Consider the following 26,891-nt stretch of genomic DNA (forward strand, 5'->3'; position numbering starts at 1 on the left):
ACCGCGAGTTGTGGTGGGGTTGTTTTTGGGGGGGGGGGGGGGGGCCCCCCCCCCCCCCCCCGCAACTCCGACACCGAGTTCGGCACCCGGTTGCTCAGCGACGGCAAGTACCTCACCGCCACCGGGCACCGAGTGCTGGAGAGCTGGCGCTCGGACCTGGTGCGCACCCAGCAGTACGGGATCATGCCGGCGCTGAAGAACGCCGGGAACAACCTGCGCCGCCCGGACTGCTCCTACCCCTCGACGGCGGTGGGCGACGCGCGCATCGCGGTGATCGAGGACTGCCCCGGCGACCCGACGGACCGGCTGACCGTGATCAAGACGAAGCCGGAGGACGACGAGGAGCCCGAGGAGGTGGGCACCACCGTCCTCAACGCTTCGGACGCCACCGCCGTCGCCGTCACCCCAGATCTGGCGGCGGTCTACCTCCGGGATCGCGGAGCCCTCGTGGTCTACACGAACGCCACCGGCGGGGTGCGGGCCGACTACCCGGTGCCCGCGGACGGCGGCGCCGTCCCGCCCGGCGGAGTCGAGTCGCTCTCCCCGGACCGGACCTGGTCGGTGCGGCTGGGGCCGGTCGCGGGCCCGGAGCGGCCGCGCGCCGCCCGGGCGATCTCGGGCGCGCTCTCCCGCTTCGACGCCTCGATCACCGAGCAGCGGGTGTTCGCCGAGCTCTCCGGTCCGGCCTCGGGCAGGCCGCTGGCGGTGCTCGACGACGAGCAGTACCGGCAGGTCGAGAACGAGCTCGACGACGCGCCGGGGGTGCTGTCCGAAGGCCTGCTGTACTGGCACACCGGCACCAGGACGGTGGCCCTGGATGCCACCACCTTCGCTCCGCGCTGGACGGTCCCGGACGCGCTCGGAGCGGGCGCGGAGTTCGGCGGGCAGCTGCTGGTCCCGGTGCCGGGCGGGATCGCCGTGCTGGACCGGGTCACCGGTGCGCGGCAGCGGGTGATCCCGGTGGACCGCGGTCGCTGGCGCGGGCCGGTCGCGATCGACACCGCGGGCAGCACGCTGCTGGAGCAGCGCGGACCGGACCTGGTCGGCCTGGGCTGACCGGCTGGCGGGCGTCGCCGGGCGCGCCGACGGGCCACGCGCCCCACCGACAGCGGGTTCACCGGCGAGCGAGGAGCGGGGCGGAACCTCAGCTGCCCGCCGGTGGCGGGGCGGCGTTCCGAGCCAGCGGTGCTCGTTCCCGCCCCGGCTGGTGCGGAACGCGGGTCAGAGCCACCACCAGAACCACAGGATCCCGAAGACGACCAGGAGCTGAGCCAGCAGCGCGGCGGCGCCGCGGCGGTCCCGGTTCCGCTCCGCGAACCGCTGCAGCACCAGCGCCAGCACCGAGCCGATCACGTGGGTGGTGGTCATGCCGATGCCCGGACCGGCCTGGCCTTGCTGGTCCGCCCAGATCTGCACCGCGATCAGGGCGAGCGACACGAGCAGCAGCCCGAGCGCGAGCGATCCCGTCAACCCCCGGAACCAGGTCCCGGCCCGGGTCCCCCGGCTGGTGGCGGCGCCCCGCCGCCCCGCCGGTGCCTCGTCCGGCTCCTCGCCGTCGTGCCAGCGCACCTGCTGCTGGCGCAGCGGGCGGGTCCGGAACGGCACCGTGCCCGGTTGCTCCCCCGGGGAGAAGGAGCTCGCGCGCGGGGCGGGCGGCGCGTGCCGGTGCCGGCCACCGCGCTCTTCCTGAGCGGTGTCCTGCGGCCCTCGTCGGGGCATGTCCATGTCGTCCCTCTGGTCCCTCACTCGGCCAACCCGGCCCACGGCGCTTCGGCCGGGGCGGCCCGCTGCCCCTCGGGGCAGTGCGCGCGGAACTCGCACCACCCGCAGCGCGCGCCGGGCCGCGCGGGGAAGGTGCTGTCCCCGCCCGTCCCCTCCTCGAACGCATCGGAGGCGGTCCGGAGTTCCCCCGCCAGCTCCTCCGCCCGCCGCACGTGCCCGTCGAGGGAGTCCTCGGTGTGCTCCCAGCTCCCGACCCGGCCGGTGGGCAGGTGGTGCAGCTCGACCCGCCCGGTGCGGTCGCGCAGCGTCTTGCGCGCGGCGACCGCGTACAGGGCGAGCGCGCGCGAGTCGCGGGCGTCCTCGTCGGTGGGGGCGCGCCGCCCGGTCTTGTAGTCCACGATCACCAGCGCTCCGCCGCGCCGGTCGACGCGGTCCACCCGGCCTTCCGCGATGATCGTGCCCGCCGCGGCCGAGACCCAGCGCTCCACGGCGACCGGCTCCGCGGCGGGGTCGAGCCGCTCGACGTAGTCCGCGACCCACCGCTGCGCGCGCTCCCGGTGCTCGTCGGCCTGCCGGAGGTCGGCGAAGCCGTCGCTCTTCCAGCAGCGCCGGACCAGCAGCACCGCCTGCTCGGGGGTGCGCTCGGCCGCCGGCAGCTCGAAGAACGCCTTGAGCGCGTTGTGCACGACCGCCCCGAGGGTGGCGTTGGCGCGGGCGCCGGAGCGCGTCGGCGCGGGGCGGTCCAGGTAGGTCATCCGGAACTTGCGCGGGCACGCCTCCCACGTGGCGAGCTTCGCCGGGGTGACCCGGACCAGCTTGCCGGGGATGCCTTCGAGGCTGAGCTGTCCCTGCACCCGCTCCACCCTACGCAGGCGCGCGGTCGCGTCGCGTTTCCCCCTGCGACACCCCGGGAAAACCCCCCGACGGCGTCGTCGCGCTCAGTCCGAGGTGAGGACGGGGTGGCCGCTGCTGAGCTTGATCAGGCGCTCCAGCGACTCGGGGGCCGTGGTCTCCTGGCCGATCCGGATGGTCTTGTTGGTGCCGTGGTAGTCGCTGCTGCCGGTCGGCACCAGGTCCAGCTCGGCCGAGAGCGCCCGCAGCTCCTCGCGGGTCGGCTCGTCGTGGTCCGGGTGGTCGACCTCGATGCCGGTGAGCCCGCTGCCCGCGAGCTCGCGCACCACGTCGCGCCCGATCACCGGCCCGCGCGCCCGCGCGAAGGGGTGCGCGAGGACGGTGACCCCGCCCGCGTCCCGGATCATCTCGATCGCGCGCCGCACCGGGGTGTCGGTGCGCGGCAGGTAGTACCGGCCGCTGCTGCCGAGGTACCGGGCGAAGGCCTCGTCCACGCTCGTCACCAGCCCGGCGCGCACCAGCTGCCGCGCCAGGTGCGGACGCCCGCCCGGGGAGTCCGGCGGCAGGCCGGACATCAGCGCCTCCGGGTCGACCGGGAAGCCCTCCCCCGCCATCCGCTCGGCCATCTGCCGCAACCGGTCGCGGCGCTCCGCGCGCAACCGGGACTGCTCGGCGACCAGCGCGGGCGAGGTCGGGTCGAAGAGGTAGGCGAGCAGGTGGACGGTGATGGTCCGGCCCGCACCGTCCGCGCAGCTGCAGGACAGCTCGGCGCCGGGGAGGACGGAGATCGGGCGCGGCGCGGCGCGGACGGCCGCGGCGGCCTCGGCCCAGCCCGCCGTGGTGTCGTGATCGGTGATCGCGACGACGTCCAGCCCCGCGTCGAGCGCGGTGGCGACGAGCTCGGAGGGCGTGTCGGTGCCGTCGGACTGGGTGGAGTGGGCGTGCAGGTCGATGCGCAAGCGTGGCCTTTCCGTTCGGAGCCCCCACCGGGACTGATCACGGCCGCGCGGCGGACCGCGGGGAGCCCTTCCCCCGCGCACCAGTCTCGCCGATGGTCCCGGGACCGCACGCACCAGCCCACCGACGAGAACCGGGGCCGCAGGAGAACCCTGCGACCCCGGTTCACGAGCGACCGGACTCAGCTCGGAAGCTTGGCCTTCTTCTTGCCCACCGCGGCGCGCCTGGCCTTGAGCATGGAGAACCGCTCCTGCTGGGCCTTCTTCTCGCCGAAGACGAGGTAGGAGATCGCGTCCTCCACCTCGTCCGGGCTGGGCACGTACTCGATCCGGTTGAGCGCCTGGATCTGACCGGCCGACTCGACGACGAGCGTGCCGTAACCGAACATGCGTCCGGCCAGGGTCCGCTGGAAGGTGAGGTCGGTGACCTTGCCGATCGGCATCATGGCCACGTTGGTGGTGAAGATGCCCTCGGCGATCAGGAACCGCTTGTCGGTGACGACGATCCGCTCCACGTACCAGTCCAGAACCTGGTACGTGAACCGGATCAGCACGATCAGGCCCGCGTACCAGAGCACGTTCTGCGGCAGGTTCCCGTCCTGCGGCAGCAGTTGGGACACCATGACCACGCCGACGAGCAGCCCGATCGCCTCGAACAACTCCCAGACCAGGCTGGCCCAATGTCTGCGGAGCCGGATGACCCGGCGTTCGGTGTCGAGCAGGTACTCGTCTGGATCCCTCGGCGCGAACACGTCAACCGCCCTTCGGCGCTGCTACACGAAGATGTTCTGCATGAAGGTGATGACCGCCTGCGCAGCCCCTTCCAGGCTGGCCAGGATGTTGTTCACCAGGTCACCGGCCTGCTGTGGGGCGGAGAAGAGGAAGAAGAGGAGGAACGCGACCCCGGCCCAGGTCAGGATCTTCTTAAGGTTCACTGCGATACACCCCGTCCGAAATGCCATTGAACACGCTGGCGCCTGCCGATCTGTTGTACCGCACTCGGCGGCTGTAGGGCAGCATTGTCCCGCACTTGGGTCAGTCCCCAGCCGAACCGTCCGGAACGACTACCCTGCGTGAACACGATCTTAACCAACGGCCCAGCGATCCGGTCAGCCGGCGTGGCCCGATCAGCTGTCGGCAACGGGTCGTGACTGGCGAAACGGGAACCCGGGGTCCGGGCAGGACGGCCCGAGGTGCCCGACACGCCGATGCGACTTCGTACTACCGATCGATCGGCGGTACGAGACGACCCGGTGGAGCAGATCGAGACTCTCCGTGATCACCGCCCGCCCTCCCCGTCGACGCCGGGAGCTGCCCGCGCGAGCATCCGCCAGCCGGGCGATTGGTCGGTGCAGCCCAGTGACGTGGTGCTTTTCCCCGCCGGCGGGGACTCCGGCGCGCGGCGGACCCGGCCTGCGACCTTGACCACACCCGGAACCGGGACCGACCCCACCGCGAGCCCCCGAGCTCGGGTTCTCCGGCGCGCGGGCACCCGCTCGGCGCGTTCGCCCGCAGGGGAATCGGGCCAACCAGACGCAGCGGACTTTCTACGTCTTCCGGACAACGATGCGCGAACCACCCGCGCAGGTCGCGGGCCGGGCTGACCCGTTCCGCCGTGCGTCATCACACGCGGCACCGGCGCCGACCGGGCGGCGGCGGGCGGGTATCGTCAACGGCTGGCCGGTGCCGGCCACTCGCCGCGATGGCGACACGGGCAGAAGGAGGTGAGGGATCGTGAGCAGCAGTGCGGAGAGCGCCCTGCCGAGCAGTACCAACCGCATCCCCGCCCGGAAGGCCCGCGACTAGGCGGACTCCAGGCGCCGACCTCCGGGTCCAGCCGCGCCGGCGGGGATGCGCGATCCACGTGTTCGAGATCGCTCCGATCCGATTCCCTCCCCGCCCTTGGAGGTCGCCGTGCCCAGCCTTCCCTCGCTCGGACTGCGCAACCGCGCCGCTCGTGGCATCGCCCGCGCGGTCGCCGCACCGACCCCCTCCCCCGCCTACGTGATCGACTGCGGCGTCTACGTCGACGGCGTCCGCCTGCCGGGCACCTGGTCGCACTCCGCCGCGATCGAGGAGGTCCGCGCGCGCGGCACCGGTTTCGTCTGGATCGGGCTGCACGAGCCGGACGAGGGTCAGCTCAACGTGCTGGCCGAGACCTTCGGGCTGCACGAGCTCGCGGTGGAGGACGCGGTGCACGCCCACCAGCGCCCGAAGCTGGAGCGCTACGACGACACGCTGTTCATGGTGCTCAAGACGGTCCGCTACATCGCCAACGAGAAGCTCACCGCGAACAGCGAGATCGTCGAGAGCGGCGAGCTGATGGCCTTCGTCGGACGCGAGTTCGTGATCACGGTGCGGCACGGCAGGCACGCCAGCCTCGGCCAGGTGCGGGCCCAGCTGGAGCTGGACCCGGAGCAGCTGCGCCTCGGCCCCGCCGCGGTGCTGCACGGCATCGCCGACCACGTCGTCGACACGTACCTGGAGGTCACCGAGGCCATCCAGGACGACATCGACGAGATGGAGGCGGCGGTGTTCGCCCCGCGCACCAGGCTCGAGGCGGAGCAGATCTACCTGATGAAGCGGGAAGTCCTGGAGCTGCGCCGAGCGGTGATGCCGCTGGCGAAGCCGCTGCAACGGCTCTCCGAGGGGTACACGCCGCTGGTGCCGGAGGAGGTGCGCTCCTACTTCCGCAACGTCGAGGACCACCTCACCACCGTCTCGGAGCGGGTCGCCTCCTTCGACGAGCTGCTGACCACGCTGGTCGACGCGACCCTCGCCAAGATCACGCTCCAGCAGAACACCGACATGCGCAAGATCTCCGCGTGGGTCGCGATCGTGTCCACCCCGACCATGATCGCCGGGATCTACGGGATGAACTTCGACGTGATGCCGGAACTCGGCTGGAAGTTCGGCTATCCCGCCACGCTGCTGGTGATGCTGGGCGCCTGCGTGACGCTGTTCAAGATCTTCCGGCGGAACAAGTGGCTGTGATCGCGCGCCGTAACGGAATCGACCGTTCGAGCGATGGTGTTCGCGGAGGCTCGACCGCCGCGCGCAGCTCGCGCGGTCGCCGCACCACCGCCACCGTGCTGATCCCGGTGCGCGATGCGAGGAGCGAGGAGGTGGCCATGCCGATCGTCCGGTTCGACCGACCCGCGATGGGGCACCGGGTGCACGCCCGCCGCAGGCCACCGCTGACCAGATCGGGGAACGCGGAGCCAGGGCGAAGTCCCGTGCCGCGCCGGGTCCGAAAACCCGGCGCGATGTGGGCCGCGCCGCTCGACCGCTCGCGGGAGCGCACCTCGCGCTGATCCGCGCCCGGCGGCCGCGCCGACCCCACATCGTGAGACGACAGCTCGTCCTGCACCTGATCTCACGCTGCCGGGAGGCACCGCCATGACCCGTCTCGCCACGAACAAGATCGCCGTCCTCGCCACCCTGCTCATGGGGTGGATCCTGACGCTGTTCATCATCATCGCGCAGCAGTCCTGACACCATCCTCAATGGACTGATCGGTTCTCGATCGGGTGATCCGCGCCGCCTGCGCGGCTCACCCGTTCCGCCGGTTCCCGGCTCGGCGGCCGGAAATCCGGGTTAGAACTGTCCGCACCTGAGACCCGACTCGTCGAGGAGTGGTGCGGATGTCCGCCCTGTCCCGTCCCGCGTCCAGCAGGCCGCTCCTGCTGAGCGCGGTGCTCGCCGCGGCGCTCGCCGCGCCGTCCACGCAGGCGGCTCCGCCCGCCGGCGGCACGGCCGAGATCGTCGACCGCACCAACGCGGCCCGCGCCGAGTCGGGCTGCGGTCCGCTGGCGCCGGTGCCCGAGCTGGACCGCTCCGCGCAGGCGCACGCCGCCGACATGGCGACGAACGACTTCTTCGCGCACTCCGACGCCACCTCCCCCGCGAGGAGCGGCGGCGCCGGGCCCCCGGTACCGCTCCCCGAGGGCCGGGCGGGCGAGAACATCGCCGCGGGCAACGCCACCGCCGCCGAGACCTTCGACCAGTGGATGACCAGCCCCGAGCACCGGGCGAACATCCAGAACTGCGGCTTCACCGGTATCGGCGTGGGCCACGCCTTCGATCCGCGCAGCACCTACGGGCACTACTGGGTCCAGGAGTTCTCCGGGCCGTGATCCCTCACTCCTTCACCGCCCCCGAGGTGAGCCCGGAGACGATCCGGCGCTGGAAGAACAGCACGAACAGCACGATCGGCACGGTGATCACCACGGCGGCCGCGGCGATGGTGCCGGTCGGGTCCTCGAACTGCGAGTCCCCGGTGAAGAACTGCAGCGCCACCGGCACCGTGCGCGAGGCCTCGGTGGAGGTGAGCGAGATGGCGAACAGGAAGTCGTTCCAGCAGAAGATGAACACCAGGATGGCCGTGGTGAACACCCCCGGTGCCGCCAGCGGCGCGATCACCTTCCGGAACGCCTGCCCGGGCGTCGCGCCGTCCACCGCGGCCGCCTCCTCCAGCTGCCACGGGATCTCGCGGAAGAACGCCGAGAGCGTGTAGATCGCCAGGGGCAGCGAGAACGTGATGTACGGCAGGATCAGCCCCGGCCAGGTGTCGAACAGCCCGAGCGCGCGCTCGATCTCGAACAGCGGCGACACCAGCGAGACCTGCGGGAACATCGCGATGAGCAGGGAGGCCCCGACCAGCACCCGCTTGCCGGGGAAGGTCAGCCGGGCGATGGCGTAGGCGGCCATCGCGCCGAGCACCACCGCGACGGCGGTCGCGATCAGCGCGATGCCGATGGAGTTCAGCAGCGCGCGCAGGAACTCCCCGGTCTGGAAGATCGCCGCGTAGTTCTCCAGCGTCCACTCGGCGGGGATGAACCGGCCGTCGCTGAGCCCCGCGGAGGTCTTGAACGACAGCGACACGATCCACAGCACCGGCACCAGCGCGTAGACCACCACGATCGCGTTCAGCGCGGTCCACTTCGCCGTGTCGGCGGGCGTGCGGGTCCGGCGGCTCATCAGCGCCCCCCGTTCTCGTCGGCACCCGGCGCGGCGGCGCCGAACAGCTTCACGAACAGGAACGCGACCAGCGCCACCGCGAGGAAGATCAGCACGGACATGGTGGAGCCGATGCCGAGGTTCAGGCCCTTGATCAGGTTGTTGTAGGCCAGCACCGAGACCGAGGAGGTGTCCTGCGCGCCCTCGGTGAGCACCACGATGTTGTCGAAGACCCGGAAGGCGTCGAGCGTGCGGAACAGCAGCGCGACGAGGATCGCCGGCTTCATCACGGGCAGCATCACCCGGACGAACCGCTGCCAGCGGTTCGCGCCGTCGATCTGCGCGGCCTCCAGGAGGTCCTCGTTGACCAGCGCGAGCCCGGTCATCAGCAGCAGCGCCATGAACGGAGTCGTCTTCCACACCTCGGCGCCGATGATGATCGCCAACGAGGCCGCCCGCTCGGTCAGCGGTGCGGATCCCGGCGTGATCAGCTCGGCGAGGTAGCCGGTGTCCGGGGTCCAGGCGTAGCGCCAGCTGAACGCGGCCACCACGGTGACGATGCCGTACGGGATCAGGCTGACCGTGCGCACCAGGCCGCGGCCGATCAGCGCCCGGTGCATGATCAGCGCCAGCGCCATGCCGAGCACGAACTCGATCACCAGCTGCACAGCGGTGATGAGCACCGTGACACCGAACGCGGTCCACCAGTACTGGTTGCCGAGGACCGTGACGTAGTTGTCGAGGCCGACGAACTCCCGCTGGTCCGGGTACTTCAGGTCGAAGCGCTGGAACGAGAGCCACACCGCGTAGAGCACCGGCCAGCCGGTGACGGCCAGCATGACCAGCGCGGCGGGCGCGCACAGCGCCCAGGCCAGCCTGCGCTCGGCGCGGGCGGTGGTGTCCGGGGCGGACATCACGGCATCACCCCCTGCGAGTCGAGGGCGTTCTGGACCTCGGTGCGCATCCGCTCGGCGGTGCGCGGCGGGTCGATCTGAGAGGCGGGGGACAGCAGCTTCGCCAGCACCGTGGAGACGTTCTGGTACGCGGGGGTGATCGGCCGGATCGCCGGGTCCCGCAGCTCCTCCAGGATCGTCTCCCGCATCGGGTACTCCGCGGCCATCTCCGGCGCGGCGTAGACGGACTCGATGGTCGGCGGCACCCCGTCGTGGATCGCGGAGAACCGCTGGCTGTCCGGGCTGCGCAGGCACAGCGCGGCGTGGTGCGCGGCCTCCGGACGCGGCGAGTAGGCGCTGACGGCGAGGTTGAACCCGCCGATGGTCACCTTGCTGGGCCGCTGCGGGTCGGAGCTCGGGTAGCGCGCCCAGCGCACGTCGCGCGCGATCTCCGGTGCGTCCTCCTGCATCGAGGGGTAGACGAACGGCCAGTTCAGCTGGAAGGCGGCGTCACCCCGCTGGAACTCCAGCCGGATGTCGTCCTCCTGCTGGTTGGACAGGGACGGGCTGGTCAGGCCCGAGTCGGCGAGCGCCTTGAGCTGTTCGAGCGCCCGCACCGCTCCCTCGTCGACCACGGCACGGGTGCCGTCGTCGGAGATCAGCTTGCCGCCCGCCGAGGCGAGCAGGGTGTTGTACTGCACCACGTAGCCCTCGAACTGCGCACCGGGGATGAGGATCGTGGCGGGCTTGCCCTCGGCGTCGAGGCGCTTGGCCTGCTCGATCATCTCGTCCCAGGTGCGCGGGGGCTTGCGCACCACGTCGGAGCGGTACCAGAGCAGCTGCACGTTGGTGTTCTTCGGCGCCCCGTAGAGCTTCCCGCCGTAGCGCGCGGACTCCAGCGGGCCCGCGAGGGTGCCCGCCTCGGCCTGCGCCCGGTCCTCGCCGGTCCACTCCCGGATCCAGCCGGCCCGCGCGAACTCGGCGGTCCAGGTGGTGTCCAACCCCAGCACGTCCATGCCGTCGTCCTGCGCGGCGAGCCTGCGCACCAGCTGCTCGCGCTGGCCGTCGGCGTCGCGCGGCAGCTTGTGGTACACGATGTCGTACCGGCCCCGCGCTCGTTCGTTGCACTTGTCCACGACCGCCTGGAGGTTCTCCTCCGGCGCGTAGTACAGGTTCACCGTGTTGGCGTGCCGCGGTGGTCCGCAGGCCGTGACCGCGGAGGCGGCGAGCACCGCCACCCCCAGCGCCACGGCGCGCCGCACCGCGCTCCCGCGTTCGAGCACCCTCACCGTCGTCGGACCTCCCCAGACGTCCCACCGGTGCGGCAGGGGAGCGCGCCCGCGCCTCATCGCGCGCGGTGCCCGCGCCCCGTCGCACGTCACCGCCGCGCCGGGCTCCGGCGCGGTGAGAGCAACCTAGGCGCAGCGATCATCCCGGGCAAGACCCCCGCTCGGCGGGCCGGGAGGTGTTCAGCCAGTTCAGCGGGGGGAGGCCGTGATCACACCGGAGGCGAAACGTGATCGCGCGGAGGCATCCGGACCCCCGAACGGAGCAAGGGCGTCAGGAGGAGGCCTGGGGGCGCATCGCCAGGTGTGCCAGCAGGTTCCGGCCGTGTTCGGCGTGCCGGGGCTGGGCGAGGACGTCATAGCGGCCCGCGACCAGCTGGCTGGCCGAGGAGAAGTCCCGGCGCCCGCGCATCGCCGCGTACCCGGCGGCCGCGAACCCGATGCCGATCACGATCCCGCCACCGAGCCCGGCCAGCATCGAACTCAGCGCACCCGCCCCCGGCGGGGCCGCGATGCTCATGACCAGACCGATGAGCAGACCGATCCAGGCGCCCGAGGCGGCGCCGCCCGCGAGCACCTTGCCCCAGGTCAGCTTGCCCGTGACGCGCTCGACCAGCATCAGGTCGACGCCGACGATGGTGACCTCGCGAACGGGGAAGTCAGAGCCGGCGAGGTGGTCGACCGCGCGCTGCGCCTCCTCGTACGTTCCGTAGGAGCCGATCGGCCACCCGGTCGGCGGGGTGGGCATGTTGCTCGGTGAACCCGGCGCCGGCCGAGCCGAGCCGGAAAACGGGTAGGACACCGCTGACACCTCCGTGGAGCGCACTGGCCGACTGGGCCCGGTCGAGGCCCGATTCGTCCCCGATCGTCCCTGCCACCAGGCTACCCCGTCACCTCGGCGTGGAGATCGACTCGGGTGGCGGGTCGCAGCGACCACGGGTTCAACGGCACCCGGCCGCCGGTCACCGTCCACGCTCCCCGCCGCGCCGCGCGGCGGTCGGCCCACCAGCCGTAGACCAGCACCGCGGCGATGAACGGCACCACGTCGCCGAGCGCGAAGTCCCCGGCCTGCTCGATGCCCGGCACCCCGGCCAGGCCCCCGACCAGGACGGTGAGCACGTTGTTCAGCACGTGCAGCGCGATCGCCGCTTCCAGCCCGCCGGTGCGCAGCGTCAACCAGCACATCACGGCGGCCATCACCAGCAGCTCGCACCACACCAGCGGGTCGGTGTAGCCGTGGCCGAACAGGAACAGCACCGAGGTGACCGCGATCGCCACCCACGGCGTGCGGAACCACGCGGTCACGGTCTGCAGCAGGAACCCGCGGAAGGCGATCTCCTCGGCTGCGCTCTGGAACGGGATCACCAGCAGCGCCAGCGCCGCGATCCGCGCGTAGTCGGCCCAGCCCGGGAAACCCGGCCCGAAGGAGCGCCCGGTCAGCACGGTGAGCAGCGCGGAGAGCGCGAACGCCGCGCCGAGCACGACCAGCGCGCCGAGCAGGCACTCCGCCAGCCACCGCCAGCGCAGCCGCCCGGTCACCCCGAGCAGCTCGCGCGGGCTGCGCCGCTGCGCCCAGGCGGCGCTCAGCAGCGCGGCCGGCATCAGCGCGACGATCGCGCCGAACGAGACGAACAGCAGTGCGAAGGGGTCCTGCACCAGCGTCTCGACCAGCTCCGGATCCCACCACAGCGAGGCCACCCGCAACTCGGCGAACCCCGCCGGGAACAGCACGAACAGGCTCAGCGCGCTCATCGTCACGGCCAGCAGCACGAGGGTCAGCGCCCCGAACACCAGCAGCGCCACCAGCGGCCGCCACCAGCGGTGCGGCCGCGTCCCGTGCTCCCTGGCGAGCAGGTGGTAGGGGGTGCCGGTGGCCTCCGGCGTCGGTTCGGCCGCGGCCGGGAAGACGTCCACGCCTCGGATCCTAGTGTTCAGCCACCCGCCGCCGGAGTCACCGAGGCGGCACCCGATCGAGCGGAATCGGGGTTCGCCGCACCGGTTCCGGAGGACTCGCGCGCCGGACGCGGGCGGGGGCGCAGCAGGTCCACCGAGGACAGGAGAACCATGTGCGCGTAGGCGGTGGCGATCGTGGCGGGCACCAACCAGCCGACCGCCCCGACCGCGGGCTCCGCGAGCCGCAGCGCCACCGCGAACACCACCGCGGTCACGAGCGCCACCACCGCGCGCCCCACCGGTCGCAGGCCGAGCGACCCGAGCCAGGTCAGCAGCACCGCCACCAGCACCAGCGCCTGCGGCCCGAGGGTGAACCCGGTGTTCGCGACCCACCCCACCAGCGCGGTCGCGGCCACCGCGAGGAGCGCGCCCAGCGACCAGCGGGCCACTCCACTCCCGCGCCCGGCCAGCCGGAACCCGAGCCACAGCCCGGAGCCCGCCACAAGCAGCAGCGCCACCAGCACGCCCGCGTTGATCTCGAACGGGTCGAAGGTGAACGGACGCAGCAGCGACACCGACGAGGGATCCGGCGGCAGCACCGCGATCCGGGAACCGAGCCCGGTGGCGGGCTCGGCGAGCAGGCAGCGCATCGTCGCGTCCGGATCGGCCGGTGCCTCGGCGGGGCAGTTGAGCGTGTACTCCCTCGGATAACCGGCCGAGTCCGTCCCGGCGGGCGCGACGCCGCTGAGCACCACCGCGGTGGCGCCGAGGAGCCCGGCCAGCGCGACCCGGCGCGGCGCCGCCAGCGCCAGCACCACCAGCAGGAGCACCGGCTTGACCACCGTCATCGCCACCCGGCCCAGCAGCCGCAGCACCCCGGCCGTGCCGGGCCGGACCGCCCGGTAGGCCAGGAGCGCCGCGCGGGTCGCCATCGAGGCCAGCCTGGGCTCCCCCAGGTCCTCGACCCGCTGGCGGCCCACGTCGTAGCGCTCGACGTCGCGGATGAGCCGCCGGGGATCCGGCGTCTCCGGCAACCGGGGCTCGCCCGGATCGGCCCCGGGCGAGACGGTGTGGACGAAGGGCAGCTCCTGGGCGACGATCGTCCAGTGCAGCCGCTCGACGACGACGGCCTTCGTCGCGGTCAGCGGGTGCTCGTCGGCGGGATCGGCGAACATCGCCGCGAGCTCGGCGCGGACCCGCTCGGCGTGCCGCTCCCACAGCTCGCCGAGGAACGCCCGCCACTGCTCCGATCCGGCCTGCTCGGCGAGCTCGGCGCGGGTCGGGGTGGTGACGATCGAGCGCAGCCGCCGCGCGATGCCCTCCGGGCCGAGACCACCGCTGTGCCGCAGCAGCCTGGCGGGCACCACGAGCAGCCCGACCAGTGCGGACGCCGCGTCCAGCCGTCCCCACATCCAGTCGTTCGCGCGCCACCGCGCGGACAGGAAGGCACCGAAGTTGCCGAGGTCGCCGCCGCGCACCTTGTCCTCGACGCGCAGCCTGCCGCCGCCGCGCAGCGCGTCGAACGGGAGCGGTGAACTCGCGTCGCTCACCACCCGCAGGAAGTTGATCCGGTCCCCCGGCGAGCGCCCCACGTCCAGCGGGGCGGTGAGCACCACGAGCGCGCGCAGCACGGCGGGTCGGCGCGCGGTGGCCTCGAGCAGCCCGTAGCCGAGCTGCTCGGGCGCGTCGGCGCCGACGCGCGGCCCGGCGGCGGCTGCGAGCCGGTCGGCGATGCGGTGCAGCGCGGTGCGCGCCTCGGCGACCGCGTCCACCCCGCGCGGCGCCGCGTCCGTCCCCGGAGGCGCCGCGGACGCGAGCCCGGCGGCGAAGTCCTCCAGCGCGCCCTGGAAGCGCTCACCCCGTTCGACCTCGGCGAGCACGGTCTCCAGCAGCGGCCGCATCGCCGGGGGCAGCGCGTGCTGCAGGCGTTCGCGGCGCTCCGCGATCCGCAGCACCCAGCCCGCCAGCTCCCCGAGCTCCACGACCGGCTCCAGCCGGGCGCCGTCGACCCAGTACCGGTCGGCGTGGCCCTCCAGCACCTCGGCGAAGGTCCGCAGCCGGTACAGCGCCGACTTGCACGCGCCGATCACCGGCAGCCGCTCCGCGCTCGCCCAGCGGCCCAGGTCCCGCGCCCAGCCCAGGCACTCCTGGACCCCTGCCGCGAGCCCGCGCACGTCGTCGAACACCCGCGCGGGTCGTTCCGCCGCGAGCCGGGCGAGCCCGGTCGCCAGCCGCCGCCCCAGCACCGTGCGGACCTGCGGGGACCAGGCCGCCAGGGGTTCGCCGACCACCGGCGGGAGCAACCGCCCGTCCTCGCTGCCCGCGGGGCGCACCAGCAGCCGCAGCACCGCCTGCGCGTCCAGCTCGGCGCGCACCACGGCGTACTCCGCCTCGACCTTCCCCGCCTGCGCGAGCAGCTCCTCCTCCCGGTCGGCGGACTCCGTCGCCAGCAGCGGGGCGAACACCGAGCGGCGGCGCAGCTCGGTGCGCTGCACGGCGACGTTGTGCTCCTCGAGCGCCCTGATGTCGGCCAACAGCGATTCCTGGGACATGCGGGCGCTCATCGCCGTGGACACCACCGGCAGCGCCAGCTGGCGGCTCAGCGGGTGGCCCTCCTCCCCGGGGACCTCGGGTTCCGGGTTCAGGTACAGCAGCCAGCGCGCGCTGGGACGTTCGGTGGGGACCGCGGCCATCGCCCGCACGGCGGCGGTCACCGGGATGTTGTCCAGCACGCCGCCGTCGATCACCCGGAACGGCCGGGACTCGGGGCTGGTCTCGGAGAACACCCCGAACATGTCCGGCTCGCCGTCCGGCGGCGCACCGGTGCCGGAGTGCACCTGCGCGGGTTCGAAGGCGAACGGGAACGAGGAGGTGGCGCGCGCGGCCTGCGCCATCCGCAGCGCGGTGGCGGGGAACCGCTCCCCGGTGCCGAAGTCCGACAGCGGCTGCCCGGAGCGGCCGCGGTGCCGGAACCGGAACGAGGCGGTGCGCCGCTCCTCGACCAGCGGCCCCGAGCGGCCGTCGAAGTGCCGCTCCAGCACCGGGTCCAGCAGCGTCGCGGTGAGCAGCAGGTCCAGCCGGTCACCGAGGTTGCGGGCGTCCCGGGGCGCCGGGGTGAGCTCGGTGATCAGCCGGGCGAGCTCGGCGCGGAAGTAGTCGTCGCCCTCCAGCAGCGAATCCGGGCGGCGGTGCCAGAACTTGGGCACCGCCCGGCACATCGCCTCCAGGTCGGCGAGGCGCACCCACAGCTCGCGCATGTCCTCGAAGGGCATCCCGTAGACGATCGAGGCGGACAGCAGGGTCGCGTTCAGCCCGCCCGCCGAAGCCCCGGCGAGCACGTCCACGGTCACCGACTCGTAGCCCGCGAGACCGGCCAGCGCCGCCCAGGGGTGCGCGTCGTCCTCCCCCGGGGGCCCGGAATCGGTGGTGGCGCAGCGCAGCAGGTCGATCTCGGCGACCGCACCGCCGATCCACACCGCGAGGCTGGCCCCGCCGCGCATCGCCAGCGCCAGCCGCAGCTCCTGGTCGTTCTCGATCCCGCTCCCGGGGCCCGGCTCGCGCGAGCCCGGACGCTCGTCCGCCCGCTGCCCGTCCTGCCCGGCCCCCGGATCCTGGTCAGCCATGCCGCCGCCCCTCGGTCGACTCGGACGCCGGAATCGGGCCCGGGCACGGCGTCCGCTGCCCCGGCGATCGCTGTTGATCAGAACGTACCCCGCCGCACCGGCCGCGGGATCCTCCACACGGGCGGCGCGACGCGCACCTGCTCCGTTCGAGCGAACCCGGACGCAGCCCGGCGCTCAGCCCTCCTCGGGAGGGGTCCACGGGTCCTGGCGGACCATCCCGGCCGCGCGCCCCTTGTTCGCGATCACCAGCGCCATCTTCCGGGAGGCCTCGTCGATCATCTCCTCGCCGAGCATCGCCGCGCCGCGCCTGCCCCCGGCGTCCGAGGTGCACCACTCGTAGGCGTCCAGCACGTTCTCCGCGTGGTCGTAGTCCGCCTGGCGCGGGGAGAACAGCTCGTTCACCGCGTCCACCTGCCCCGGGTGCAGCACCCACTTGCCGTCGAACCCCAGCGCGGCCGAGCGCCCGCCCGCCCGGCGCAGGCCGTCCACGTCCTTGATCGCCAGGTACGGCCCGTCGACGGCCTGCACGTCGTGCGCCCGCGCCGCCATCAGGATCCGCATCAGCGGGTAGTGGTAGGCGTCGCCCACGTCGTAGCCCGACGGCTGCTCCCCCACGACCATCGAGCGGATGCCGACCGAGGCCATGAAGTCCGCGGGTCCGAACACCAGCGACTCCACCCGGGGCGAGGCCGCCGCGATGGCGTCCACCTCGACCAGCCCGCGGGCGTCCTCGATCTGGGCCTCGATGCCGATCCGGCCGACCTCCAGCCCGGTGGCGCGCTCGACCTGGCTCAGGGTGAGGTCCAGCCAGCGCACGTGGTCGGGCCCGGTGACCTTCGGCAGCACGATCGCGTCCAGGTTCTCCCCGGCGCCCTCCACGACCTCCACCACGTCCCGGTAGGTCCACCGCGAGGTGAGGTCGTTGACCCGCACGGTGCGGACCTTGCCGTCCCAGCCGCCCTCGTTGAGCGCGGCCACCACCCGGCTGCGGGCCTCGTCCTTGGCCAGCGGGGCGACCGCGTCCTCCAGGTCCAGGAAGAAGGAGTCCACCGCCAGCCCGCGGGCCTTGTCGATCATCTTGGCGCTGGAACCGGGCACGGCCAGGCAGCTGCGGCGGGCACGTCGGCGGTCGACCACGGGAACCTCCTCGTCGGGCCCGGCCCCGGCCGGGCGCGGGCACCAGGTATCTACCACGCGGTCGCCGCGCCCGGCTGGCACCGGGTTCGCCGCCGCGCCTGCCCAGCGGGTTCCCGCGGACTAGCCTGATCGCCGTGGCAGCCACAACCCGGGTCTACGCGGCGCGAGTCGCCGGACTCGCCGTGTTCGGTCCCGACGGCGAGTCCATCGGCAAGGTCCGCGACGTGGTCGTCGGGCTGCGCACCGCCGGCCAGGCACCGCGGGTGCTGGGGCTGGTGATGGAGATGGCGGCCCGCAGGCGGATCTTCGTGCCGATGCTGCGCGTGGTGCGCATCGAGCCGAACGCGGTCACCCTCGCCACCGGCTCGGTCAACACGCGGCACTTCCACCAGCGCCCCAACGAGGTGCTGGTGCTCGGGCAGCTGCTCGACGCCAAGGTCACCATCGCCGCCTCCGGCGCCTCGGCGGTGCTGGTGGACGCGGCGCTGGAGCAGACCCGCACCCGGGACTGGCGGTTGAGCAGGCTCGCCGTGCGCGAGCGCACCGGCCGGCTCGGCCGCCGAGGCCCGGTGCAGGTGCTGGAGTGGGACCAGATCACCGGCCTCGCCGCCATCGAGCTCACCAGCCGGCCGCAGGGCGTGGAGCAGCTGCTGACCCTGCTGGACTCGATGCGGGCCGTCGACGTGGCCAGCACCCTGCACGAGCTGCCGCCGAAGCGCCGCCACGAGGTCGCCGAGGCGCTCGACGACGAACGGCTCGCCGACGTGGTCGAGGAGCTTCCGGAGGACGACCAGAAGGACCTGCTCGGTCACCTCGGCGAGGACCGCGCGGTGCGCGTGCTGGAGGCGATGAACCCGGACGACGCGGCCGACCTGCTCGCCGAGCTGCCCGAGGTGGACAAGAACCGGCTGCTGGAGCTCATGGAGCCCGCCGAGTCCGCACCGGTCAAGCGGCTGCTGGCGTACTCCGCCGACACGGCGGGCGGCCTGATGACCCCGGAACCCGTGGTCGTCGGCCCGGACGCCACCATCGCCGAGGCGCTGGCCCTGGTGCGCAACGTGGAGCTGCCGGTCGCGCTGTCGAGCATGGTCTTCGTCTGCCGCCCGCCCTCGGCGACGCCCACCGGGCGCTACCTCGGCTGCGTGCACATCCAGCGGTTGCTGCGCGACCCGCCGTCTACCCTGGTCGCGGGCGCGCTGGACACCAGCCTCGCGAGCCTGCCCGCCACCGCTTCGCTGGCGGAGGTGACCCGCTACTTCGCCGCCTACAACCTGGTGTGCGGCCCGGTGCTCGACGATCAGGAGCACCTCATCGGCGCCGTGACCGTGGACGACGTGCTCGACCACCTGCTGCCGGAGAACTGGCGGGAGGGCGGACTGCCCGACGACCTGCACGCCGCGGGATCCCGGGGCGCGCCGAAAGCGAGCGACGATGCCTGAACTGCTCTCCCGGCAGCGGCTGGACCAGCCCCGGATGCCCCGCCGGTTCACCGTGGAGTTCGACCCGGAGCTGTTCGGCCAGGTCTCCGAGCGGGTGGCCCGCTTCCTCGGTACCGGCAAGTTCCTGTTCTGGATGACGGTGTTCGTCATCTGCTGGATCGGGGCGAACCTGTTCGCGGTGGGCCTGCGCTGGGACCCCTACCCGTTCATCCTGCTCAACCTGGCGTTCTCCACCCAGGCCTCGTACGCGGCACCGCTGATCCTGCTCGCGCAGAACCGGCAGGACGACCGGGACCGGGTCTCGCTGGAGGAGGACCGGGCGCGCGCCGAGCAGACGAAGGCGGACACCGAGTACCTGGCGCGGGAGCTCGCGGCGCTGCGGCTGGCCCTCGGGGAGGTCGCCACCCGCGACTACCTGCGCGGCGAGCTGGACCGGCTGCGCGACGACCTGCCCGGCACCGAGAGCCCCAGCGCCCGGAGGCGCCGCCAGGGCGCCGCCGACCGCGAGGATCGCGGGTGACCGCCGCCGCGGGGCCGGCGCCCCGGGCGCGGTTCGCGCGCGGGCGGTGAGGTTCAGGCCTGCGCGCGCTGCCCGGGTGGGGCGGGGACGCCGCCCGCGGCGAGCTTCTCGCAGGTGCGGGCGAACTCCTCCAGCTCCTGCGGCTCCGTCACCGAGAGGAAGTACCGCGTCACCCCGCCGAGGTGTGTTCCGGCTGCGGTGCGCAACCGATCCTCACCGGCGTCCGTGATCACCGCGAGCACTCCCCTGCCGTCCGAATCGACCCGGACGCGGTGGACCAGACCGATCCGCTCCAGCCGATCGACCAGCCGGGTCACCCCGGATCTGGAGAGCAGCACGGCGTCCGCGAGCTCGGTCATGCGCAGCCTGCGCTCGGGCGCCTCCATCAGCGCGTGCAGCACGTCGTAGGCGGCCAGCGTCAGCCGCTGCTCGGCGATCAGCTCCCCCTCCAGGCAGCGCGTGACGCGGGCGTGCGCGCGCAGGAAGGTGCGATAGGCCAGCAGCTCACCACGAGTGGGTAATCGATCAAGACCCGTCTCGGTCACGATGAGTGATACTACGGAGGGCAGTCACACGAATGCGAAGCGCCCCCGCATTTCACGATGTGAGCACGTCGGGGCCGGTGCCTGGAATAATCCAGCGCACAGCCCCACCGGACCCGCCGCGACGCCCCCTCCGGGGCCCCGGAACCGGCCGACGAGCCGTCACGCGCTGCGCACCTCGCCCGCGTTCGCCGGGCTACCGGCCCGTAACATCGGGGGCCGGTCCGTAGCATCAGGGGCAAGCACAGCCGCAGGAAGGGTCGGTGTCACCGCAACCGTGACCAGCACGCACTCCTCTCCCACCGAAGAGGCCGTCCGCCAGGCCCTGACCAAGGTCGACGACCCGGAGATCCACAAGCCGATCACGGAGCTCGGCATGGTCAAGTCCGTCACCGCGGGCGAGGACGGCCAGGTGGCCGTGGCCGTGTACCTCACCGTCCAGGGCTGCCCGATGCGCGAGACGATCACGCAGCGGGTCGAGGCCGCGGTGCGCGAGGTCGAGGGCGTGCGCGGGGTGACCGTCGAGCTCGACGTGATGAGCGACGAGCAGCGCTCCGAACTCCGCAAGAAGCTGCGCGGCAGCTCCGAGGAACCCCGCATCCCGTTCGCCGAGCCGGGTTCGATGACCCGGGTGTACTGCGTCGCCTCCGGCAAGGGCGGGGTGGGCAAGTCGAGCGTCACCGTGAACCTCGCCGCGGCGATGGCCCAGCGCGGCCTGTCGGTGGGCGTGGTCGACGCCGACATCTACGGCCACTCCGTCCCCCGGATGCTCGGCTCCGGCGGCAAGCCCACCCAGGTGGAAAAGATGATCATGCCGCCGCAGGCGCACGGCGTGAAGGTCATCTCCATCGGCATGTTCACCCCGGGCAACACGCCCGTCGTGTGGCGCGGCCCCATGCTGCACCGCGCGCTGCAGCAGTTCCTCTCCGACGTGTTCTGGGGCGATCTGGACGTGCTGCTGCTGGACCTGCCGCCCGGCACCGGCGACATCGCGCTGTCCACCGCCCAGCTCATCCCGAACGCCGAGATCCTGGTGGTGACCACCCCGCAGCAGGCGGCCGCCGAGGTCGCCGAGCGCGCGGGCGCCATCGCGATGCAGACCCGGCAGCGGCTGGCGGGCGTCGTCGAGAACATGTCCTGGATGGAGCTGCCCGACGGGCAGCGCGTGGAGGTCTTCGGCAGCGGTGGCGGGCAGATCGTCGCCGACTCGCTGAGCCGCGCGGTGGGCTCCGAGGTCCCGCTGCTGGGTCAGGTGCCGCTGGACACCCGGCTGCGCGAGGCGGGCGACAGCGGGACCCCGCTGGTCCTGGAGGCCCCCGATTCCCCGGCGGCCCAGGTGCTCAGCGACGTCGCCAAGCGCCTCTCCACCCGCGCCCGCGGCCTGGCGGGCCAGCTCCTGTCCGTGTCTCCCGCCTGATCTCGACGGAGCAGGTGAACGGCCCGTTCGCCCGGTGCGGCGGGCCGTTCGCCCCGGCGGGTGCGGTGCTCCCTCAGGCCTCCGCCGAGCGGGCGGCGGCGAGCAGGCCGCCGTCGACCGGCAGCGCGACCGGGACCAGCGCCTCATCGGCGCGGATCGCCCTGATCAGCTCGCGCAGGGCCTGGGCGCGCGGCTCCTGGCTGCGGGCCGGGTCGGCCGGCCCGGCGAACACGATGGCCCCGCCCGGCCGCAGCAGCGGCGCGCCGAGTTCCAGGAACGTCGCGTACCTGGTGGGCATCGCATCGACGAAGACCAGGTCGTAGGCGCCCTCGGTGAGCTTCGGCAGCACCCGTTCGGCCAGCCCGGCGATGAACCGGGTGCGACCGCGCGGCACGCCCTCCGCCGCCAGCGCCTGCCGAGCGACGTGCTGCGCGGCGGCGTCGACGTCGATCGAGGTCAGAACGCCCTTCGGGGCCATCCCGCTGAGCAGCCAGCTCGCGGAGGCGCCCGTGCCTGATCCCACCTCCACCACCGCCGTGGCGCGCAGCGCCGTCGTCAGGAAGCGCAGCGCGGCGCCTGCGGACGAGTCGATGGTGTCCTCGGCGGGCTCCGCGGAAGGCCCGATGGATCCGCGGGCGTCGCCGAGCACGTTGCCCGGCCGGTCCTGCGGACCGGTGCTGATCGACGTCTCGGGTATCACGACGGTCAAGATTATCTTCGCCGGGCCGTTCGGTTGCCCGGTTTCAGAAGATCGTTAGGCGCCTGTTTCCGCGGGTTGGGCCGATCAGGTGAACGTCAGGTTCTCAGCTTGCTCTCAGCGCTCTATCATCCGCGGCTCACGTGCGCACGCGAGAGTGGGAGCAGTCGGGGGCGGATCACCGCCCCCAGCGACCAGCATCGCGGACCGCGCCCGCGCGGCCGGTGCGGGCGCGACCGGGAACAAACCCGTACCCGCGTTCGTTCCCCCGATGCAACCGCCGCAGGAGGTGGCTTCTCGTCCGATGCCCACACAGTCGATGAGTCCGGCCCCGGCCGACCAGCACACCGCGCCCACCGCACCCGTCTCGGAAGCGGCGTGGACGCCGCCTTCCTGGGACGAAGTCGTCCGGGAGCACGCCGACCGGGTCTACCGGCTGGCGTACCGCCTCACCGGCAACCAGCACGACGCCGAGGACCTCACGCAGGAGACCTTCATCCGGGTCTTCCGCTCGCTGGCGTCCTACAAGCCGGGAACCTTCGAGGGCTGGCTGCACCGGATCACCACCAACCTGTTCCTCGACATGGCTCGGCGCCGCTCCCGGCTGCGCATGGAGGGCCTGCCCGAGGACACCGACCGGCTGCCGAGCACGGGCCCCAGCCCGGAGCAGGTGTTCTCCGACACCCACCTGGACCCGGACCTGCAGGCCGCGCTCGACGAGGTGCCGCCGGAGTTCCGCGTCGCGGTCGTGCTCTGCGACGTGGAAGGTCATTCGTACGAGGAGATCGGAGCCACCCTCGGGGTGAAGCTCGGTACTGTGCGCAGCAGGATCCACCGCGGCAGGCAGATGTTGAAGGCCACGTTGGAAGCTCGGCGGCAGCAGGCTCGGGAGGACTCGGCATGACGGCTCGGCGAGGGTGGGGGCTGTCCGAACAGCACCTCGCACTGGACGCGCTCGTGGCATTCGTGGACGGCGAGCTCAGCGCCAACGCCCACGACCGCGCTGCCGCCCACCTCGCCAGGTGCTCGTCCTGCGCGGCGGACGCCGCGGCCCAGCGGCAGGCGCGGACGGCGGTCCGCTCGGCAGCGGTCCCCTCGATCTCCGCGGGGCTGTTGCAGGCCCTGCAATCCATCCCCTCCAGCGCCGAACTGCCCGCGCAGCCCGACGGGCTGGCGTTGACCGAGGACGGGCAGCTCGTCGCCATCAACCCCGGAGCGCGGTCCGGCCGCTTCGGCTCGGGCGCCACGATCGGATCCAGCACCCCGCTCGGCGGTGGCCGGCAGCTCGGCGATGCTTCCGGTCCTCCGGAGACGCGCCCAGCCCGCGGCAGGCGGACCGGCGCGGGCGTGGTCTTCTCCGGCCTGATGCTCGGCGCGCTGGCGCTGGTCTCCATCCCCGACGAGCACCTCCCGCCGACCGACGCGGGCCCGCTGCCGCAACCCGGCGAGGCCTACGACTCGGCCCTCGTCCCGGCGTCCGCCCGGATGAACCCGCCGGTCCCCGCGGCACCGGCCCCGGCGGCTCCTGCCCCCGCCACCAGCGCGGAGCTCCCGGCACCCCCACCCGGCGCGCCGCTCATCTCCGCCTCCGTGCACCCCTGACCGCGCGCGTACGCGGACTTCACCTCCCCCCGGGCAGGATGGCTCGGGGGACACCGCGCACCGGTACCGGTGCGCGGGAGACCACCCGCATGTGATCCACTCACGTGCCGATGTGTCGACGACTTCGCAGGTCCGGGGAGCGATGAGCGAGCAGCCGAGGAAACCCGCGCAGGAAGCCGATCCGGTGCGGCCCGAGGCCGCCGACTCGACCCCGCAGCGGCTCGACCCCCGGCCCCCGCACCGACCCGAGGTGGACCCCGAGCAGGAGGCCGCGTTCGGCAGGCCCGACGGGGTGGACGGCAGCTTCGACCCCGACGCCGCCGGGACGCCGACTCCCGGCGTGGCGCAGGGACCGCCGCCCTCGGATGCCCTGGCGAGGGCGTTCGGCCGCCCCCGGGACGCGGCGGAGTCCCTCCAGCGCGAGCCCGGCGAAACCGCCCCGGACCCCGCGGGCGACCGGCCCGCGACCTTCTGGAGCGACCGCGGCGACCGCGATCCGTGGCGCAACCCCTCCGCCAGTTCCGTGATCGGCCCGCCCGCGCTGGCCGAGGACCAGCCGGAACCGACCGCCGAGCCCGGTCCCGGGCCGCTGCTGAGCGCCCGCGAGGTCCTGTTCGGCCGCCGGGTGCGCCCGCGCTCGCTGGCCGCGCTCGCGGGCGTCGCCGTGCTGCTCGCCGGCATCGGCGGGTTCGTCGGCCGCATCACCGCCGAGGAGGGAAATCCGCTCACCAATCCGGACGTGACCTTGGCCGAGGTCGAGCCGGGCGTGGACCGCCCGAGCGGCGGGGTCGCCGGGGTGGCCCGCCGCATCGTGCCCGCCGTGGTCTCCGTGGAGGTCCACGTGGGCGCGCAGGGCGGCAGCGGTTCCGGCGTGGTGATCGACGGCGAGGGTTACGTCGTCACGAACAACCACGTGGTCTCCATGGCCGCCGACACCCCGGGCGCCACGGTGTCCGCGGTGTTCAGCGACGGCACCCGCGTGCCCGCCCGCATCGTGGGCCGGGACGTGAAGACCGATCTCGCCGTGATCAAGGTCGAGGTCGCGAATCCGACCGTGGCCCAGCTGGGCCGCTCCGCCGACCTGGCCGTGGGCGACCAGGTCATCGCCGTGGGTTCTCCGCTGGGGCTGGCCAGCACGGTCACCACCGGCATCGTCAGCTCCGTGCACCGGCCGGTCCGGCTCGCGGGCGAGGGGACCGACACCAACGCGGTGGTCGACGCGATCCAGACCGACGCGGCGATCAATCCCGGCAACTCCGGCGGTGCGCTGGTCGACGGCAACGGCGCGGTGATCGGCATCAACAGCGGCATCCGGACCATCGGCTCGGGTGGCGAGGGCGGTTCGATCGGTTTGGGGTTCGCGATCCCGATCGACGACGTGCGACGCATCTCGCAGGAGCTGATCCGCACGGGCCGGGCCGCGCACGCCGACCTCGGCGTGAACGCCAAGTCGGTCAACGACGGCACCACCGACGGCGCCCAGGTGCTCAACGTGCGCGACGAGGGCTCGGCCGCGGCGGCGGGGCTCGCCGAGGGCGACGTGATCATCCGGGTGGCGGACCGGAAGGTCAGCACCGCCGACGAGCTCGTGGTCGCCGTCGACCGGCACCCGGTGGGCGCGACGATCCCGGTCACGGTGGTGCGGCAGGGGCGGGAGCTGGTGCTGGACGTGACCCTGCGCTGAAGGTGGGAAAAGCGGTGTTCCCGCGAACTCCCCCGGGGTGGGTAGGCTGGCGGGCGCGCCACGCCAGGCACGGAACGGAAGGTGACCCGAGGTGTTCGACAGCATCGGCTGGGGTGAGATCCTGGTCCTCATCGTCGTCGGTCTGTTCGTGCTGGGCCCGGATCGGCTTCCCGAGGGCGCGGCCTGGCTGGGACGCACGATCCGCCAGGTCAAGCAGTACGCCACCGGTGCGCGCGAGCACCTGCGCTCCGAACTGGGCCCCGAGTTCGACGAGCTGCGCAAGCCGCTGGAGGACCTGCGCGGGATCCGCGACTTCAACCCGCGGAGCGCGGTCACCAAGCACCTGCTGGACGGGGAGAACCCGCTGAACCCGCCGCTGAACAACAGCGGCAGCACTCCGCCGCCCCCGCCGAAGCCCCAGGCCTCTCCGCCGCTGAGCCCCGGCGAGCGCCCCCCTTACGACTCGGACGCCACCTGAGCAGCGGGCTCCCGAGCCGCTGACCGCGCGCCCCGGGCGACCACCACCCCGGCGAGCAGCAGCCAGCACCCGAGCACCGAGCTCATCCCGGCCCAGCCCCAGGCCGCGTAGGCCACGCCGCCGAGCACCCCGCCGACGCTGCTGCCGCCGTAGTAGGCCAGCTGGTACATCGCCGAGGCCTGCCCCCGCGCCGAGGGCGAGGCGAGCAGCCCCACCCAGCCGCTGGCCACCGAGTGCGCCGCGAAGAAGCCACCGGTGAACACGACCAAACCGAGCAGGATCACCACCAGGTTCCCCGCCAGCATCAGCAGCAGCCCGAGCAGCGCGGTGCCCAGCCCGGACAGCAGCACCGGCCGACGCCCCCACCGGTCCGCGAACCGGCCCGCCAACGCCGAGGTCACGGTGCCCGCCGCGTAGGCGAGGAAGGCCAGCGCCGCCAACGCGGGCGGCACCGACAGCGGCGGTGCCACGAGCCGGAACCCGAGGACGTTGTAGACCGCCACGAACGCGCCCATGCCGAGCGCGGCCACCAGGAACGGCGCGCGCAAGCCCGGATCGGTCGCGGCGGCCCGCACCCCCACCAGCAGCGGTGTGATCCGCGGTGCCTGCCGCCGCTGGTGGCGCTCCCGGGGCAGCAGCAGGACGAACGCGATGGTGCAGATCCCGGCGAGCACCGCGACCGCGCCGACGCCCCCGGCCCAGCCCGCGAAGTCCCCGACGACGCCGCCGAGCAGTCGCCCGGACATCCCGCCGAGGGTGGTGCCCGCCACGTAGAGGCCCATCGTGGCGCCGAGGTCGCGGCCGCCGGTCTCGTCGGCCAGGTACGCGGCGGCGACCGCCGCGAGGCCGGCGACGGCGGCCCCCTGCACCAGGCGCAGCCCCACCATCAGCGGGAAGTCGCCGACGAACGGCAGCAGCAGCCCGATCAGCTCGGCCAGCAGCAGCGAGCAGACCATCACCCGGCGCCTGCCGACCACCTCGGAGAGCGTGCCCAGCGGGATCGCCGCCACCGCGAGGCCGAGCGTGCCCGCCGAGACGAGCAGCGCGACCGTCCCCGGTTCGAGCCCGAAGGCATCGGCGAACTGCGGCAGCACCGGTTGCGGCGCGTACAGCAGCGCGAACAGCGCGAGCGCCCCGGCCAGCAGGGCGAGGCGGATGCGGCGGATCCGGGTGGCGTCAGGCACGAGTCGG

General features: G+C 73.3%; 25 protein-coding genes. 10 read left to right on the forward strand and 15 right to left on the reverse strand.

Features of this window, described 5'->3' with window-relative positions:
• The first annotated feature begins 90 nt into the window (after nt 1-90).
• Nucleotides 91-1,056: a hypothetical protein gene (locus tag ACL03H_RS11635; RefSeq protein WP_412811186.1), complete on the forward strand. Its 966-nt coding sequence runs from the start codon at nt 91-93 to the stop codon at nt 1,054-1,056.
• 165 nt (nt 1,057-1,221) lie between these two features.
• On the opposite strand, the gene ACL03H_RS11640 is transcribed toward ACL03H_RS11635, so the two are convergent.
• The 5 genes from ACL03H_RS11640 to ACL03H_RS11660 all read right to left on the reverse strand — a co-directional run bounded on the left by ACL03H_RS11640 (nt 1,222) and on the right by ACL03H_RS11660 (nt 4,465).
• A complete protein-coding gene (locus tag ACL03H_RS11640) occupies nt 1,222-1,746 on the reverse strand; it encodes a hypothetical protein (RefSeq protein ID WP_412811187.1) in 525 nt (174 codons plus the stop codon).
• Nucleotides 1,743-2,576, reverse strand: coding sequence for a RecB family exonuclease (locus ACL03H_RS11645; RefSeq protein ID WP_412811188.1), 834 nt, complete (start codon nt 2,574-2,576; stop codon nt 1,743-1,745). The genes ACL03H_RS11640 and ACL03H_RS11645 overlap by 4 nt, the downstream gene beginning before the upstream one ends.
• An 84-nt stretch (nt 2,577-2,660) precedes the next feature.
• A complete protein-coding gene (locus ACL03H_RS11650; RefSeq protein ID WP_412811189.1) occupies nt 2,661-3,533 on the reverse strand; it encodes a PHP domain-containing protein in 873 nt (290 codons plus the stop codon).
• A gap of 179 nt (nt 3,534-3,712) precedes the next feature.
• The gene (locus tag ACL03H_RS11655) at nt 3,713-4,282 is read right to left on the reverse strand and encodes a PH domain-containing protein (RefSeq protein ID WP_412811190.1); all 570 of its coding nucleotides are present in this window, start codon (nt 4,280-4,282) and stop codon (nt 3,713-3,715) included.
• A 21-nt stretch (nt 4,283-4,303) separates the two neighbouring features.
• The gene (locus tag ACL03H_RS11660) at nt 4,304-4,465 is read right to left on the reverse strand and encodes a hypothetical protein (RefSeq protein ID WP_412811191.1); all 162 of its coding nucleotides are present in this window, start codon (nt 4,463-4,465) and stop codon (nt 4,304-4,306) included.
• A gap of 979 nt (nt 4,466-5,444) precedes the next feature.
• Here ACL03H_RS11660 and ACL03H_RS11665 point away from each other — a divergent pair.
• Both ACL03H_RS11665 and ACL03H_RS11670 read left to right on the forward strand, forming a co-directional pair.
• Nucleotides 5,445-6,524, forward strand: a complete 1,080-nt coding sequence (locus ACL03H_RS11665; RefSeq protein WP_412811192.1) for a magnesium and cobalt transport protein CorA — start codon at nt 5,445-5,447, stop codon at nt 6,522-6,524.
• Nucleotides 6,525-7,174: 650 nt separating this feature from the next.
• The gene (locus ACL03H_RS11670) at nt 7,175-7,666 is read left to right on the forward strand and encodes a CAP domain-containing protein (protein WP_412811193.1); all 492 of its coding nucleotides are present in this window, start codon (nt 7,175-7,177) and stop codon (nt 7,664-7,666) included.
• 4 nt (nt 7,667-7,670) lie between these two features.
• Here the strand turns inward: ACL03H_RS11670 and ACL03H_RS11675 are convergent, their stop codons facing one another.
• The 7 genes from ACL03H_RS11675 to ACL03H_RS11705 form a co-directional block, all read right to left on the reverse strand.
• A complete protein-coding gene (locus ACL03H_RS11675) occupies nt 7,671-8,510 on the reverse strand; it encodes a carbohydrate ABC transporter permease (protein WP_412811194.1) in 840 nt (279 codons plus the stop codon).
• Nucleotides 8,510-9,403, reverse strand: a complete 894-nt coding sequence (locus tag ACL03H_RS11680; RefSeq protein ID WP_412811195.1) for a carbohydrate ABC transporter permease — start codon at nt 9,401-9,403, stop codon at nt 8,510-8,512. Before ACL03H_RS11680 ends, ACL03H_RS11675 begins: the two co-directional genes overlap by 1 nt.
• Nucleotides 9,403-10,671, reverse strand: coding sequence for an ABC transporter substrate-binding protein (locus tag ACL03H_RS11685; RefSeq protein ID WP_412811196.1), 1,269 nt, complete (start codon nt 10,669-10,671; stop codon nt 9,403-9,405). Before ACL03H_RS11685 ends, ACL03H_RS11680 begins: the two co-directional genes overlap by 1 nt.
• Nucleotides 10,672-10,942: 271 nt before the next feature.
• Nucleotides 10,943-11,470, reverse strand: coding sequence for a YflT domain-containing protein (locus ACL03H_RS11690; protein ID WP_412811197.1), 528 nt, complete (start codon nt 11,468-11,470; stop codon nt 10,943-10,945).
• A gap of 80 nt (nt 11,471-11,550) precedes the next feature.
• Nucleotides 11,551-12,582, reverse strand: a complete 1,032-nt coding sequence (locus ACL03H_RS11695; protein ID WP_412811198.1) for a CPBP family intramembrane glutamic endopeptidase — start codon at nt 12,580-12,582, stop codon at nt 11,551-11,553.
• A gap of 17 nt (nt 12,583-12,599) precedes the next feature.
• Nucleotides 12,600-16,184 (reverse strand): patatin-like protein, encoded by a 3,585-nt coding sequence (locus ACL03H_RS11700; protein WP_412811199.1) that lies wholly within the window; start codon nt 16,182-16,184, stop codon nt 12,600-12,602.
• Nucleotides 16,185-16,358: 174 nt separating this feature from the next.
• On the reverse strand, nt 16,359-17,321 hold the full coding sequence (locus ACL03H_RS11705; protein WP_412811200.1) for an HpcH/HpaI aldolase/citrate lyase family protein: 963 nt from the start codon (nt 17,319-17,321) through the stop codon (nt 16,359-16,361).
• A 134-nt stretch (nt 17,322-17,455) separates the two neighbouring features.
• Between ACL03H_RS11705 and ACL03H_RS11710 the strand changes: the two genes are divergently transcribed.
• Together ACL03H_RS11710 and ACL03H_RS11715 are read left to right on the forward strand one after the other, a co-directional pair.
• Nucleotides 17,456-18,760 carry a magnesium transporter MgtE N-terminal domain-containing protein gene (locus tag ACL03H_RS11710; protein WP_412811201.1) on the forward strand — a complete coding sequence of 435 codons (1,305 nt, stop codon included), beginning with the start codon at nt 17,456-17,458 and terminating at the stop codon, nt 18,758-18,760.
• Nucleotides 18,753-19,280: a DUF1003 domain-containing protein gene (locus ACL03H_RS11715; protein WP_412811202.1), complete on the forward strand. Its 528-nt coding sequence runs from the start codon at nt 18,753-18,755 to the stop codon at nt 19,278-19,280. Before ACL03H_RS11710 ends, ACL03H_RS11715 begins: the two co-directional genes overlap by 8 nt.
• Nucleotides 19,281-19,333: 53 nt before the next feature.
• Here the strand turns inward: ACL03H_RS11715 and ACL03H_RS11720 are convergent, their stop codons facing one another.
• A complete protein-coding gene (locus tag ACL03H_RS11720; protein WP_412811203.1) occupies nt 19,334-19,825 on the reverse strand; it encodes a MarR family winged helix-turn-helix transcriptional regulator in 492 nt (163 codons plus the stop codon).
• Nucleotides 19,826-20,099: 274 nt separating this feature from the next.
• Between ACL03H_RS11720 and ACL03H_RS11725 the strand changes: the two genes are divergently transcribed.
• Nucleotides 20,100-21,239, forward strand: coding sequence for an Mrp/NBP35 family ATP-binding protein (locus tag ACL03H_RS11725; RefSeq protein ID WP_412811204.1), 1,140 nt, complete (start codon nt 20,100-20,102; stop codon nt 21,237-21,239).
• A 73-nt stretch (nt 21,240-21,312) separates the two neighbouring features.
• Here the strand turns inward: ACL03H_RS11725 and ACL03H_RS11730 are convergent, their stop codons facing one another.
• Nucleotides 21,313-21,939, reverse strand: coding sequence for an O-methyltransferase (locus ACL03H_RS11730; protein ID WP_412811344.1), 627 nt, complete (start codon nt 21,937-21,939; stop codon nt 21,313-21,315).
• A 316-nt stretch (nt 21,940-22,255) separates the two neighbouring features.
• Between ACL03H_RS11730 and sigE the strand changes: the two genes are divergently transcribed.
• The 4 genes from sigE to ACL03H_RS11750 all read left to right on the forward strand — a co-directional run bounded on the left by sigE (nt 22,256) and on the right by ACL03H_RS11750 (nt 25,700).
• Nucleotides 22,256-22,840, forward strand: a complete 585-nt coding sequence (gene sigE / locus ACL03H_RS11735) for an RNA polymerase sigma factor SigE (RefSeq protein ID WP_412811345.1) — start codon at nt 22,256-22,258, stop codon at nt 22,838-22,840.
• Nucleotides 22,837-23,538 carry a zf-HC2 domain-containing protein gene (locus tag ACL03H_RS11740; protein WP_412811205.1) on the forward strand — a complete coding sequence of 234 codons (702 nt, stop codon included), beginning with the start codon at nt 22,837-22,839 and terminating at the stop codon, nt 23,536-23,538. The genes sigE and ACL03H_RS11740 overlap by 4 nt, the downstream gene beginning before the upstream one ends.
• Nucleotides 23,539-23,680: 142 nt before the next feature.
• Nucleotides 23,681-25,222: a S1C family serine protease gene (locus ACL03H_RS11745; protein WP_412811206.1), complete on the forward strand. Its 1,542-nt coding sequence runs from the start codon at nt 23,681-23,683 to the stop codon at nt 25,220-25,222.
• A gap of 91 nt (nt 25,223-25,313) precedes the next feature.
• Entirely contained in the window at nt 25,314-25,700 is a 387-nt protein-coding gene (locus tag ACL03H_RS11750; RefSeq protein WP_412811207.1) for a sec-independent translocase, read from the forward strand.
• Here ACL03H_RS11750 and ACL03H_RS11755 read toward each other — a convergent pair.
• Nucleotides 25,679-26,884, reverse strand: a complete 1,206-nt coding sequence (locus ACL03H_RS11755) for an MFS transporter (RefSeq protein ID WP_412811208.1) — start codon at nt 26,882-26,884, stop codon at nt 25,679-25,681. The genes ACL03H_RS11750 and ACL03H_RS11755 overlap by 22 nt on opposite strands.
• Nucleotides 26,885-26,891: the final 7 nt, after the last annotated feature.

The sequence above is a fragment of the Saccharopolyspora antibiotica genome (genome assembly GCF_047200635.1).
Lineage (GTDB): Bacteria > Actinomycetota > Actinomycetes > Mycobacteriales > Pseudonocardiaceae > Saccharopolyspora_C.

Coding starts and splice junctions, on each gene's coding strand:
- ACL03H_RS11670 (WP_412811193.1), top strand. CDS start 7,175: ATGTCCGCCCTGTCCCGTCCCGCGTCCAGCAGGCCGCTCCTGCTGAGC.
- ACL03H_RS11675 (WP_412811194.1), bottom strand. CDS start 8,510: ATGAGCCGCCGGACCCGCACGCCCGCCGACACGGCGAAGTGGACCGCG.
- ACL03H_RS11680 (WP_412811195.1), bottom strand. CDS start 9,403: ATGTCCGCCCCGGACACCACCGCCCGCGCCGAGCGCAGGCTGGCCTGG.
- ACL03H_RS11700 (WP_412811199.1), bottom strand. CDS start 16,184: ATGGCTGACCAGGATCCGGGGGCCGGGCAGGACGGGCAGCGGGCGGAC.
- ACL03H_RS11715 (WP_412811202.1), top strand. CDS start 18,753: ATGCCTGAACTGCTCTCCCGGCAGCGGCTGGACCAGCCCCGGATGCCC.
- sigE (WP_412811345.1), top strand. CDS start 22,256: ATGAGTCCGGCCCCGGCCGACCAGCACACCGCGCCCACCGCACCCGTC.
- ACL03H_RS11740 (WP_412811205.1), top strand. CDS start 22,837: ATGACGGCTCGGCGAGGGTGGGGGCTGTCCGAACAGCACCTCGCACTG.
- ACL03H_RS11745 (WP_412811206.1), top strand. CDS start 23,681: ATGAGCGAGCAGCCGAGGAAACCCGCGCAGGAAGCCGATCCGGTGCGG.